A 12,152-nucleotide genomic window follows, 5' to 3' on the forward strand; every position below is an offset into this window, starting at 1 on the left:
GCACACCCGGGGCGTCTGGAGTCAGGCGCAGCAGTCGGCTGGCTGCCGCCCAGCCGGTGCCGGCGCCGGAGCCGCTAGTCCTCCGCGCCTCAGCCGGGGCATTAAGCCGTGGAACCATGCCAGCGCCCGATTGTCATGCGGCTTGGCCGGATCTGACTGCCGGGTGGGCACCAGCGCCTTGGCCCGGTTCCTCGGCGACCGCAAGGCAGTCCCATTCCCTTGGTACCGCGAGCGCTGGCGGGTCCGCTCTGCCTGCGCCATCAGCTGCTGCAGTTCGACGTTGTGGATCTTCAGCCAGTATTCCGGAGGTTGGAGGCTCATGGCTGGTCCTGCTTTCTTCACGGATTGCGATTGGTCTTAGCATCAACGCCGTGAATACCGGATTCCATGGCCGGGAAAACTGCCAGTTTCCGTCGATTTCCTGCCATCGCTCCCCTACCGCCGCTAAATAACGACGTCGAACTCCGCCGCCGCCGATAGTTGGCCGTTCACCTGCACTTGGAGCAGGTGGCGGCCGGCGTAATGCACCCGGGTGGTCATCGGCCGGAGGGCATGGATCTTCCTGAACCGGCGGGTCTCGCCCGGTTCCAGTTCCGCGACTGCGAGTTTGAAGACCTTCGGGGCCAGCGTTCCGTTGGCCTTCACGTAATGGACCACATAGTCCACGGCCAGACGCGCCGGGTGCAGCGAGTCGTTGGTGACCGCAACCGTGAACGCGATTTCGCCCGGCAAATGCACCTCGATACGGTCCAGTTCCGGCACGGCGATGCTCACCGCATTCGGAGTGAAGCCCAGCAAAGCAAGCGCGCCGGGGTGCGCCTTCTTGACCAGTGTCCGCAGCCCGTGCCGCACCACCCACGGCGCTCCGTCGCCGGGATCCCCCTGCCATTTCTCGGCCAGGGCGACCACGATTTCCGGGTCGTGGCGGGCGATGTCGTTGAGGTGGTTCGCCACGGACCGGCGGACGAGTTGGCTTGGGTCGGCGTGCAGGGCATTCAGTAGCGGCAGCGTGGCCTCCGGCCGGGCGATGATTTCCGGAACCCGGACCGCCCAGGGCAAATACGGCCGGGGCCCCTCGCTGGCGAGCCGGCGGACCTGCTCGTCCGGGTGGAGCGTCCAGTCCTGCATCTGTGCCAGCGCCCGATCAAGGTCCTGCAGGAGCAGGCGGCGGATCGCGAACTCCCCGGTGAGCCGGGGAGTCAGCTCGAAGAGCAAGGCTAGGGCATCGTCGAAGGCGCGCGTGGCGCCGTCCTGCAACGCGAGCGTGACGGCAGCCTCCGAGACAGGCCAGATCATCCAGCCGCTGAAGGACCCATCATTCAGCGCAGTGCGGATAATGTCGGCTGCCTGATCGTAGCCGACGTCCAGATCGGACAGCAGCGCAGCCGCCAGCAGATCGCAGCGCGCGCGGAGCGAGAGCGGCTCCAGCTTCGCCTCGGCGGCGGCGAGCGCCAGCCAGGCGGAACGAGCTGAACCTTGGCCGAGCGTCGTCCGCAGTCCCTCCACAGCCGCCGGGCCCAGCAGGTCGTTCATCGCACCCATGTGATCCTCCCTGTATCCGAACGGCTCTAGCGAATATCCCCTCTTCGGCATCTTATGGCGCGCAAGGACTTCAGTGCTGCTAGCAGCCGAGGACAGCATGATAAGAGAACCAGCTTTTTCTCCGCCGCTTTCTATTCACCATTTCAAGTGTTGCCATTATCGCCAATTCTTTTTTGCTTTATTGGGCCCTTTGGTTACCATTGCTAGAGGGGGCTTTAGAAAAACGATAAAGAAACTTTAAAGAACGCTTAAGGTCGACTGGTTGATTTATCCGAAATAAATTCACGTTCAAAGGAATAGTGAACAACAAGAACATGGAGAAACTGTTCCGGACGCCGTTTGAAGCCTCGCTTCCGGCTCAGCTGTCGGCAAGGAATTGCCGCCGACATGCCAGAGTCCCATGGGCCGATGCGTCCAGGAATTGAATCACTGAGAGGAGTTTGCTTGATGTCCGGCAAGGAAATGTCTTTGTCTTACAACGAACGAATGCAGCTGGAGGAGTTGGAAAGGCAGATCGATTCGGAAGATCCGGCATTTGCCCAAAAGCTTCGGACCGCAAAGCCGGGACAGTCGGAGCTGGGTCTGAGCTGGCCGGGACTGTTCGTGCTGTTGACCGGAGTGCTGGTACTCCTGTTCGGCGTCGCCACACAATTACCCCTCATCGGGATTATTGGCTTCCTGCTACTGGTTATCGGTGGTTATAAGCAGGTTCGCGTGCCGCTCGCTCATGAGGATTCGGACGGGCCGTCCAGGTAATTAAGCCCCTGGCAACAATCAGCGATGAAAGGAGGTAGAAACCTCATGTTGGACACGATCCATTTCACTATGGCAGCCGAATACCGCCAGGGGGATGAGCAAGCCTTCCGCGACGTTATTGACTGGATATTAGCTAACGGTGTGGGAGGAGCGTCCTTCGAAGCTGCTGAGGTAACCGGCAGCGTAGCGTACGTTCCGGGGTCCATCGTCGGCGACCGCCGGTTGGTCACGGAATCCGGACTTGCCGAGTATCTCGCCGACGTGCTCGCCCGCAAGGAAGGCATCCACTTGAATATCGGCATCCACCTTGCCTCGCCTGACAGGCAGTTGCCGGCTGAACACGCGGCGGTTGCCGCATAACGGTCCGGCACGTGTAACGAAGAAACCAGAACCACGGCAGCACCGAGGTCCGGTTTCATGGGCACCTGCACAATCCAGCCGCTTGGCAGCGGCAGCCTGGTTGCGTTCCGTCCGGCACCGGCGGCAAACCATTGACCCCGGCTGCACCCGGGGGTACGAATGAGGGACGCGAACTAGTTGGAGGTATGGCCATGTCGTCCGAGTCGACCAACACAGAGATTCCCGGCTACAACTATGGAACCGCCGAGCATTCGCCCGTCACCCTGGCCGAGTTGGAGGAACTCAAGGCCAGTGTGATGCTCGATGAACGCGACGCGGCGCTGCTGCAGCGGGCGGGCGAGCTGCTCGATGACCAGGTCGATGACATTCTCGATGTCTGGTACGGCTTCGTTGCCAGCCAGCCGCAACTCGTGGCCCACTTTTCCCAGCCCGGCGGCCCACCCATCGATGAGTACCTCGCGGCGGTCCGTCCCAGATTCGGGCAATGGATCCGTGACACGTGTTCCCGCTCCTACGACCAGGAGTGGCTGGATTACCAGAACGAGATCGCGCTCCGGCACACCCCCGCCCACAAGAACGAGACGGACCATGTCGGCTCCACCTCGGTAGTGCCGCTGCGGCATCTCATCGCGTTGACCGGGCCGGTCACGATCACCGTCCGTCCCTTCCTGGCACGCAAAGAGAACGACGGCGAACAAGTTGATGCCATGATGCAGGCCTGGCTCAAAGCGGTGCTGCTGCAGATTGCCTTGTGGTCGCGGCCGTATACGCGGGAAGGGCAATGGTAGAGATGGTCAACGAAGCCAAAGATGTGAACAGCGACCAGCAGGCCATCGCCGCCGTCGAACACCATCACGGGCAGATGCTGACCCGGCTGAACCATTTGACCCGCGCGTTGGTTGATGCCGTGGAGAGCGGGAAGAAGCCGGCGGAACATGACGCGCACGCACTGCTGGTGGAGTGGTGTGAAATCGAGCTGATTCCGCATGCCATGGCAGAGGAATCAGCCCTTTACGAACGAGCCCGTTCCCGGCCGGAGGCAACGCTTCTTGTCGAGGGTCTGCTCGCCGAGCACCGGGTGATCACCAATTCGTTGGAGGAACTGCGCGGTGCCCAGGGAATCCGGGCCGCAGCCCTGGCCACCGCGATCGAGCGCCTCTTCGCCCAGCACCTAGACAAGGAAAACACCCTGTTGTTGCCTTTCATCGTTTCCCAGCCGGACCTGTCCCTGGTCGAGGCGGTTGAAGGGCTGCATGAAATCGTCGGCGAGGCCCATCCGCACGGCGGCGAGCACCTGCATACGACGACGGAAACCCGGCTGGCCTGAGAGGACGCACCGCAGTTCGAATCAGGAGCGATAAGACGGATCACGTAGCGGTCCACAAGGGATCGGCATTCACCAGATCGGCTGAGCCGGCTTGCTATTCAACCGGCTGTGACTAGCCCGCTACTCCCCCGGCTGCTTCATCCATGACATGCAGTAGTTGAGATTGGCGTTGACTGTCGCCACGGCCGCTTCCTCGTCGCCGGCGGCTATGGCCGCCACGAGCGCCTCATGCCCGGCTTCCAGGCAGCCGTCGAATCCGTTGCGCAGCCGCTGGGCCATTTTCGTGCCGTGGAAGACATCTCCGAAACTGCCGTAGAGCTCGTGCAGCAGCCTGTTGCCCGAGGATTCCGCCACCTTCAGGTGGAACTCCCAGTCGGCCGCAACCCACTGTTCCAGATCCTCCGCCGCCCAGGCCTCGCGGCGCTTGGCGAGCATCGTACGCATAGCCGCGATGTCGCCGTCGTTGGCCAATCGGGCGGCCAGACGCGCGGCCTTCGTATCCAGAGCGAAGCGGACCTGCAGTACGTCCTCGTCCTCGTGCTCCCGGTAGGCCTTGCGGGCGGCACCATGGATCTCGCTGGCTGCCCGGACGTAGGTACCGTCCCCGCGCCGGACCTCCAGCATCCCGGCGTGGGCCAGCGCCTTGATTCCCTCGCGCAGGGTCCCCCGCGAAACGCCGAGCTGCGCCATGAGCTCGGGCTCGGGCGGGATCCGTTCCTGCAGCGGCCACTGGCCGGAAACGATTGCCTCGCGCAGCCGGTCCGTGACTTCGTCGGCAAGCTGCGGGCGGTGGACTGAACCGAGCGTCATGCCTGGCTCCCCTCGCCGCGACGCCCAAGCAAACGCCCCCGGCCGCCCGAACGAACCCGGCCCTGGCCCCGGCCTCGTCCTTGTCCGCCGCTACGGTCGCCACCGCCGCTGAGCCAGTAGGCCAGGAACAGCTGCAGCACGGCCACGGCCACCATCAGCTCCAGCGACAGCGTCCACCCGCCGGTAGCCGCGTGCAGCAAACCCAGGCCGAACGGACCCAGGGTCGCCACGAGATAGCCCACCGACTGGGCAAGAGTGGACATCGCCGTGGTTTCCGCCGCGTTGCTACCGCTGCGGCTGATCACCACCATGACGATCGGAAACACCGAGAACCCGATGCCGATCAGCAGCACTGGCAGAAGGACCAGATGGTTGGGCATGACCAGCAGACAAACGTAGCCCAGGAAGCTGGCGCCGGTGGACACCATGAACGCTGGGCGCAGCAGCCGTGGCCTGCTGGCCATCGCCAGCACGAGGACGACGGCGGGAATGCTGATCAATTGCACGGCCCCGAGCATCAGTCCCGCGGACGCCGGATCCAGGCCGCGGGCGATAAGAATGGAGGGCAGCCAGCTGATGATCGTGTAAACCAGCAGCGCCTGCACGGTGAAGAGACCGGTGATCAGCAGGCCTTTGCGGGTGAGCAGCAATGGCCACGGCGAAACGCTCGCGCCGGTTTCGGCTACCGGGCGCGGCTTGCCGGCCACAGCCACCGGAATGAACGCGAGCAGGGCGACGACGGCCAGAAGCGACCACGACGCAAGGCCCATAACCGGCGAGTTCAGCTGCATCGCCACCGGCACACTCAGCGCAGCGGCAGTGGTCGCGCCGATCGACATCGTGATGGTGTAAACGCCCGTCATCGTCGAAGTCCGGTGCGCAAAGTGTTTACGGATGAAGGAGGGCATCGCCACGTTGCAGATGGCCAGCCCGGACATGCTGACAACGGTGCCCAGCAGCAGCATGCCGACCGAATCGACCACGCGCAGCGCCAGTCCTGCCGTGAGCAGCGTCAATGCAACAACGATCGCGCGTTCCAGCCCGACGAGTCTGGTCAGCCAGGATGTGGCGGCGCCGGCAACGGCGAAGCAGATGACGGGAATCGACGGCAGCGTGGCCGCCACCAGCGGTCCGTACCCCAGCAGCAGCTGCAGATCGTGGAACAGGGCGGCGGCGCTGGCTACCCCCACGCGCAAATTCAGACCAATAAGTACGACGGCGGCAATCGCCAAGAAGGCCGCAAGCCTTTTCGGCGGGGCCGGCTTCGGCGCCATCTGACGCTCGTCCAGCTCCGGAGCAAGAGTTTCATCCAGGACTTCGCCCAAATTCTCATTGGCAGGTTCATGAGGAGGAGCTTGAGTAATCCGGGACGACATACGTAAACATTAGACGTTTGATGTCTGTTCGCGCAAAGTGCCTGGGCAAAAACGACCAGTGCACTCTTAACGAACTGACGGCTGCTGTAGACAGAGCACGTCTGCTTCTGAGTCCTATGAGGGGCTGAGAGACTTGAAATGATCAGAACACTGTCCTCTGACCGCATTCTTTGCCTGGGACAAACTGGAAGGAAGTACCGATGCGCATATTGATTGTTGGCGCGGGAGCTACCGGAGGTGCGTTTGGAACGCGGCTCCAGGAAGCGGGCAGAGACGTCACGTACCATGTTCGCCCTGAACGCCAGAGACTCCTGCAAAGGGATGGCCTGCGCTTCCTCGCCCCAGACGGGGATCGGACGCATGCCGTTACAGCCGTCACCACCATCTCCGAAGGTGATCATTACGATTTGGTGGTGATTGCGGTGAAAGCACCCGCACTTGAGGGGATCCTCGACACCGCCGCCCCAGCGATCAGCAACAAGACACTGATTCTGCCGTTCCTCAACGGTCTTGACCATATCGACGTGCTCGAAGACGCCTATCCAGGGCAGGTAATTGGTGGCCTAGTGAAAATCGTCGCTATGGTCGACGAGTTCGGCACCATCCGGCAGATGACACCACTGTCCACCATGACCGTCGGGCCGTTGACGGCCGCTCCTCTTCCTCCCTCTCTTGTGGAAACCCTGGATGTGCCCGGCGTCGACTTGACCATCACGACCACGATGATGCAGCAGCTCTGGGAAAAGTGGGCGTTCATCAGCGCAGCCGGAGCTCTCACCTGCCTACTACGCAACAATGTGGGCGCGATCCTCGAAGCAGGAGGCCGGCCTCAAATCCTGCAAGCCATCGCCGAAACCGAAAACGTTGCCGCAGCTGCTGGCTACCCGGTGAGCGAGTCAGGACATCAGCAGAGCCTGCACATGCTGTCAGCTCCGGGGTCCTCGTTCACTTCTTCGCTTTACCGGGATCTTCAAAGGGGGCAGGCAGTCGAAGCCGAGCACCTTCTCGGGTCCCTCGCGGCCCGGGCACGAACCCTGAACGTCGATACGCCGCTCTTGGATCTAGCCGTGACACAGGTGCGGGCCCACCACATCAACCCGACCGGTGGAGGAATCTTCGACTCGGCCTCCGCCTGAAACGATGACGAACACCGGAAACGACTCCACATGGAGCTCCGCCAACACAAATCGCTCAGGCGGGTAGTCGCTGGACGAGCCAAGCCGCAACAACGAACGCACCCAGGGTCCCGCCCCAAAGGAACCTTGGGCGGCGCCGTCGTAATTCTGCTACTTGGCCAGCGGATTGGGGATGGTGACAGACCGTACGACGCTGTTGACGTCGTTGGTGCCCCCGGCACCCGTCACACCGAAGTCCCGGGCGTCGATGACCATCCGGTCCTTGTATACGTCGACAGTCAACCCGCGGTTAATGTCCCGGGTGACGATCTCGTTAAATGCCAGCGGTATCCTCGCCACGGGCATCCCATTCAACTTGGATGGCGCCGGTGTTCACGGCCCAGAAACCGTCCGCGTGGCCGCCGTCAGTCCGGCGCTGGGTTGCCCAGTCGCCCAATTCGAATGGGTAGTGCGTGTGCCCGTTGAGCATGACGGCGTTGGGGTAGTCGCCCAAGATTCCGGTCAGCAAATCATTGTGCTCGTAATGATTGTGGTACCAGGGGATCCAGGATGCCGAAGCTGTGTCCCCCAGCGGGAAGTGGGAGATGTTGAGGACCTGTTTGTCCTGCTTTGTCCAGTAGGCCAGACGCTCCTTGAGCCATTCAATCTGCTCGGCGGACATAGGGACCTCCGGCGGCCGCTGGCCCTCCTGACCGAGGACCAGTACCGGCACTTCACCGCCTGCACCTTCAAGCACATATTCGTCCCACACGCGATCGCGTTCGGCGAAGGACAGGAAGCGGTCGCGCAGCACTTCCCACGGCTCGCTGGTGTAGCTTTCATGATTGCCGATGGCGGCCGCGACGGTCTCAGGCAGGATGGCATCGGCGTTCTCCATCACGTTGTAGATTTCGTCCCACTGCGCCTTACTGCCCGAGGCCACGATGTCGCCCACCATTAGCAGGCCGGAAGCGTCCGGGCGCGCCGCATCCAGATCGGTCAAAGCGTGGGCCAAATCCTGCGGGTGGCCCTGGATGTCGCTCACCACCCAGGCACTGGTCGGTTCCTCGGCGGCAGCGGGCAGTGCCTGCCGGACGGACACCGAATCGATGGCCCAGTACCAACTGTTGGCCTCGGCCTCGAAGTTCCAGCGGAAGACTGCCTTCTTGGCGCCCTTGGGCACGTCAATGTTGATGGTCTCGTTCGCGTTGATGACCGAGCCGTCGTAGTTGTCTTTCACGGAGGCGCTGTCGTAGCGGCGGACCTCGGTTTGCTCGCCTGAGCCATCGAATTCGACGGTCACGGAGGCCGATTGGCCTGCCCAGCCGCGGTAGTGGGAGTCGAAGTTAAGCTCGATCGCGGACTCCCCTGCAACCTTGATGTCCTCCGAGGACAACGTGGTCCGGAAGTCATGCGGAGCGTTGTTATAGTCGGCGAACTCATCCGAATCGGCCACGGCCATGATGTTGTGTGCCCTGGCGAAACGGTTGCGCATCTGGTCCTCGGCGTCGACCCAGAAATCGCGCGTGGTGAAAGACCAACCCCGCCATTCGTCAACGCCGATATTTGCCATCGACTGGTCGTTTTCCACGGTCCACCCCTTGGGTGGAGTGTGCGAAAAGCCCACGGTCCCGTCCGTGATGTCAGGATCGCCGGAACCGGCAGTGAGCGCTTCGGCCAGGTGGTTGAAGCTCTGGCGGTAGAGGACTTCGTCGGTCGGCCGGGTGTTGACCGGATTTGCCTTGTGGATGCCGGCATCAGGCGCAGCGGATGCCACGGACGCGGCGCCGACAGCCAGGGGCATGACGACGGCGAGAGCCAACGTGCCGCCCAGGACACGGCGGCGTTGTTTTTCGGACAGCATGGGAGTGCCTTTCTTGCGAGTGAAGAGGATACTCCCGAAGTTATGCACCGGTGCCGAACCGTAGACAGCAGAATGAGGAAATTCGGGTGAACGGCAGCCAAAGGTACAACGAGCTTCAGAGATTAGTCGCGCGCTGGTGGACTTTCAGGAATCCCGGCCATTCATCGATCGGATATCGCGCTGACGTTCGCTCTCAATAATCTTCAGCATCTGCCTTTGGATCTTCTCCACTGCGTGCCTGTCGAGTTCCTTGCGGAGCAGGGCAAGTTCCTCGGCAGCGATCTGCCGGCGGATCCCGTCGCGCTCGGCAACAGTAGAAGCCTGTGCCAGCGCCTTGAGGTAGCGCTCATCCACAACAAGATTCTAGGTCCCACGGCTCTGCACGGGCCAGAGCCGGAAGAACGACGGCGGTGCGCCCCCGCCGTCGTTCTTCTCGCCTATTTGGGGGCGAGGCTAGATGTCCGCATTGCTCGGCCGGCTCCACGGGCCGGTGACTGCAAGAGTGAATCCCGGGGACTGGATGTTGACGAACAGCGTCTTGCCATCCGCGCTGAAGGCCGGTCCGCAGAACTCGCTGTTGTTGTAGTCGTTGCGTGCCAGTGGGTAGGACTTGCCCGCGGTGGTAACGCCGACCAGATGGGAGATGCCGCTGCCGTCCTCGGCGAGGATGAAGCCGCCCTGCGGGGCAACCGTGATGTTGTCCGGTCCGTCGAAGTTGGTCCCGTCCTTCGACGGGTCTTCGTTCACGCCGAAGATGGTCTTCAAGGTGATGGACTCAGTGGCAGGATCGTAGAACCAGACCTGGCCGTCATGGGCGTTGACGCTGCCGTCCGACAACCGGGCGAAGCTGGAGACGAAGTAGGCGCCGCCATCGCCCCACCACTGGCCTTCTAGCTTGCGCGCCCGGGTGACCTGAGCGTCGGTGAACTGCCGGCGTACCGACGTGGTGCGGGCATCACGGTCCGGCACGTCAATCCAGCGCACCTTGTAGCGGGTGCCGGGCTGGGTGGCCTGCGACAGTTCGGGAATGTGCTGATCGCCCAAGTAACAGGACATGGCCTGCAGCGAACCGGCTGTTGCACCGCCATCGGACAGCGCGAGTTCCCGCAGCGCGTCCTTGCCCGGCCGGAAACCGGCTGGCGGGGTCCAACGGAAGTAGAGGCCGTTAGGGTTGCCAGCGTCCTCGGTCAGGTAGACGCTGCTGGTGTCCGGATCCACGGCCACCGCCTCATGTGAGTAGCGGCCCATGAACTTCAGCGGCACCGGGCTCTTGCTCAGGTTGGATGCACGGCTCACAGGGTCCACCTCGAAGACATATCCATGGTCCAGGGTGTTACCGCCACTGCCGGCGCGGCTTTCGGTTTCCTCGCACGTCAGCCAGGTGCCCCACGGGGTGATGCCGCCGGCACAGTTGTTGTCCGTACCTGCCAGACTCGTGTACTGGGAAATGCGGTTTCCGTTGGCATCGATCAGCAGTGTGGACGTTCCGCCGATTGCCCCTGGATCGTAGGTCAGGCCCTCAAGCGCCGGCACGGGATGCGGCTCGCTGCCACTGTTTTCGTGGTTGCTGATCAGGACCGAGCCACCGTTGCCGGCAGGAAAGACACCCATACCGTCCGGATCGCTCGGATGGGCTACCCCGTCGTCGGTCATGGTGACGCCTGACTGGGCGATGAGCTTGTAGGAAAAACCTTCGGGCAGGGCCAAAATGCCCTTTGGATCCGCGACCAGCGGACCGTAACCGAAGGCCGGGCGGGTGGCCGCTACGGCCGGACGGGAAAAGGGCGCGAGGCTGCCCGCTCCGGCAAAGGCGAAACCAAGCCCCGTGGCAGCGGAGCCGCCCAGGAAATTCCGGCGGGAAAAGGGCACAGACATGCTTTAGTCTCCTGATGATTTGGGCGTCCGCGACATCCGCGGCACTTTCAGGTGTACTCCCGCCGAATGAAATCCCGGCAAACATCACCGAACGGGAGATGGACGAGTGTATGCCGGCCCGCTAAGCGACTGTTCACCGCGTTGTTGGCTGCTGTCGTCTGCACGGTCATCTGTCCCCATTAGCATCGTCCGCGGCGGCCGCCCCATGCCGCCGAATTCCTCAAAGGAGCAGAGCATGCGCAGAATACTGACCGCGATGGCAACCATTACCCTTGCGGCCTTGCCGGCAGCGCCGGCCACCGCGACGGGTATTCAGGAAGCGGTGGAAGGACCCGCGCCCGAGGTCGCTCTGGGGGAGCCTCGGGACGAAGCCCACGCGCACAACGACTACGAACACGACCGCCCGCTCTACGATGCTTTAGAGCACGGCTTCACCTCGGTGGAGGCCGATGTCTGGCTTGTGGACGGTGAACTACTGGTGGCGCATGACCGCGAAGATGTGCAGTCTGGCGTCACCTTGGAAAGCCTGTACCTTGACCCGCTCACCGATCTGGTCAAGGGCAATGGGCGCAGCGTCTATCCCGGCTGGGACGGCGAATTCCAGCTCCTGATCGATATCAAGAGCGACGGCGAGGCGACTTACGCGGCCATCGAGGAGGAACTCGCCGAGCACCGCTCCATTCTGACCCGCTATACGCATGGCAAAACAAAGGCTGGCCCGGTTGCCGCCGTGATCAGCGGCAACCGCCCGCTGGAAGCCATGGAAAGCCTGGACCAGCGCTTCGGTTTCCATGATGGCCGTGCCTCGGATCTGACGTTGGGCATGTCCGACGATCTGATGCCGCTGATCAGCAACAACTGGACGCAACTGTTCACTTGGCAGGGCGTGGGATCCATGCCCGCCGCCGAGCGGGCTAAGCTCCACGAGTATGTCCGCACCGCCCATAAGCAAGGCTTCCGCGTTCGTTTCTGGGCTACGCCGGACCAGCCCGGCGCAGCCCGCGAGGCAGTCTGGACTGAACTGCATGACGCCGGAGTAGACCACATCAATACCGATGACCTGGACGCGCTGGATTCTTTCTTGGCCGCCCGGAACTAAGAGCAGAAGACCGTTGTTGCATGGCCTC

General features: G+C 62.7%; 14 protein-coding genes. 6 read left to right on the top strand and 8 right to left on the bottom strand.

The window, feature by feature from the left end; translation table 11 throughout:
• Positions 1 to 21 precede the first annotated feature (21 nt).
• Together AC3A4M_RS20125 and AC3A4M_RS20130 are read right to left on the bottom strand one after the other, a co-directional pair.
• Positions 22 to 321 (bottom strand): hypothetical protein, encoded by a 300-nt coding sequence (locus tag AC3A4M_RS20125; RefSeq protein WP_498738049.1) that lies wholly within the window; start codon positions 319 to 321, stop codon positions 22 to 24.
• 123 nt (positions 322 to 444) lie between these two features.
• Positions 445 to 1,542, bottom strand: a complete 1,098-nt coding sequence (locus AC3A4M_RS20130) for a DNA alkylation repair protein (RefSeq protein WP_498738050.1) — start codon at positions 1,540 to 1,542, stop codon at positions 445 to 447.
• 447 nt (positions 1,543 to 1,989) lie between these two features.
• Between AC3A4M_RS20130 and AC3A4M_RS20135 the strand changes: the two genes are divergently transcribed.
• The 4 genes from AC3A4M_RS20135 (at position 1,990) to AC3A4M_RS20150 (ending at position 3,985) form a co-directional block, all read left to right on the top strand.
• The gene (locus AC3A4M_RS20135) at positions 1,990 to 2,298 is read left to right on the top strand and encodes a DUF3040 domain-containing protein (RefSeq protein WP_498738052.1); all 309 of its coding nucleotides are present in this window, start codon (positions 1,990 to 1,992) and stop codon (positions 2,296 to 2,298) included.
• Between the two features lie 45 nt (positions 2,299 to 2,343).
• Complete coding sequence (locus tag AC3A4M_RS20140; RefSeq protein ID WP_498738053.1) at positions 2,344 to 2,658, top strand: hypothetical protein; 315 nt, start codon at positions 2,344 to 2,346, stop codon at positions 2,656 to 2,658.
• A gap of 191 nt (positions 2,659 to 2,849) precedes the next feature.
• Positions 2,850 to 3,446, top strand: coding sequence for a protoglobin domain-containing protein (locus AC3A4M_RS20145; RefSeq protein WP_498738055.1), 597 nt, complete (start codon positions 2,850 to 2,852; stop codon positions 3,444 to 3,446).
• Complete coding sequence (locus tag AC3A4M_RS20150; protein ID WP_498738056.1) at positions 3,440 to 3,985, top strand: hemerythrin domain-containing protein; 546 nt, start codon at positions 3,440 to 3,442, stop codon at positions 3,983 to 3,985. The genes AC3A4M_RS20145 and AC3A4M_RS20150 overlap by 7 nt, the downstream gene beginning before the upstream one ends.
• A gap of 120 nt (positions 3,986 to 4,105) precedes the next feature.
• Here AC3A4M_RS20150 and AC3A4M_RS20155 read toward each other — a convergent pair whose 3' ends face one another.
• Together AC3A4M_RS20155 and AC3A4M_RS20160 are read right to left on the bottom strand one after the other, a co-directional pair.
• Positions 4,106 to 4,795 carry a FadR/GntR family transcriptional regulator gene (locus AC3A4M_RS20155; protein WP_498738058.1) on the bottom strand — a complete coding sequence of 230 codons (690 nt, stop codon included), beginning with the start codon at positions 4,793 to 4,795 and terminating at the stop codon, positions 4,106 to 4,108.
• Positions 4,792 to 6,120 carry an MFS transporter gene (locus tag AC3A4M_RS20160; protein ID WP_498738060.1) on the bottom strand — a complete coding sequence of 443 codons (1,329 nt, stop codon included), beginning with the start codon at positions 6,118 to 6,120 and terminating at the stop codon, positions 4,792 to 4,794. Before AC3A4M_RS20160 ends, AC3A4M_RS20155 begins: the two co-directional genes overlap by 4 nt.
• 251 nt (positions 6,121 to 6,371) lie before the next feature.
• On the opposite strand from AC3A4M_RS20160, the gene AC3A4M_RS20165 reads away from it, so the two are divergent.
• On the top strand, positions 6,372 to 7,307 hold the full coding sequence (locus AC3A4M_RS20165; protein WP_498738062.1) for a ketopantoate reductase family protein: 936 nt from the start codon (positions 6,372 to 6,374) through the stop codon (positions 7,305 to 7,307).
• Positions 7,308 to 7,457: 150 nt separating this feature from the next.
• Here the strand turns inward: AC3A4M_RS20165 and AC3A4M_RS20170 are convergent, their stop codons facing one another.
• The 4 genes from AC3A4M_RS20170 to AC3A4M_RS20185 form a co-directional block, all read right to left on the bottom strand.
• Positions 7,458 to 7,646, bottom strand: a complete 189-nt coding sequence (locus tag AC3A4M_RS20170) for a hypothetical protein (RefSeq protein WP_498738064.1) — start codon at positions 7,644 to 7,646, stop codon at positions 7,458 to 7,460.
• Positions 7,621 to 9,150, bottom strand: coding sequence for a metallophosphoesterase family protein (locus AC3A4M_RS20175; protein ID WP_498738066.1), 1,530 nt, complete (start codon positions 9,148 to 9,150; stop codon positions 7,621 to 7,623). Before AC3A4M_RS20175 ends, AC3A4M_RS20170 begins: the two co-directional genes overlap by 26 nt.
• Positions 9,151 to 9,294: 144 nt before the next feature.
• Positions 9,295 to 9,504, bottom strand: coding sequence for a hypothetical protein (locus tag AC3A4M_RS20180; RefSeq protein WP_498738067.1), 210 nt, complete (start codon positions 9,502 to 9,504; stop codon positions 9,295 to 9,297).
• Between the two features lie 99 nt (positions 9,505 to 9,603).
• Positions 9,604 to 11,025 (bottom strand): alkaline phosphatase PhoX, encoded by a 1,422-nt coding sequence (locus tag AC3A4M_RS20185; protein ID WP_498738068.1) that lies wholly within the window; start codon positions 11,023 to 11,025, stop codon positions 9,604 to 9,606.
• Positions 11,026 to 11,260: 235 nt separating this feature from the next.
• On the opposite strand from AC3A4M_RS20185, the gene AC3A4M_RS20190 reads away from it, so the two are divergent.
• Positions 11,261 to 12,124: a phosphatidylinositol-specific phospholipase C/glycerophosphodiester phosphodiesterase family protein gene (locus AC3A4M_RS20190; protein ID WP_498738070.1), complete on the top strand. Its 864-nt coding sequence runs from the start codon at positions 11,261 to 11,263 to the stop codon at positions 12,122 to 12,124.
• The last annotated feature ends 28 nt before the right edge of the window (positions 12,125 to 12,152 follow it).

The sequence above is a fragment of the Arthrobacter sp. Soil_C_60 genome, from assembly GCF_057656375.1.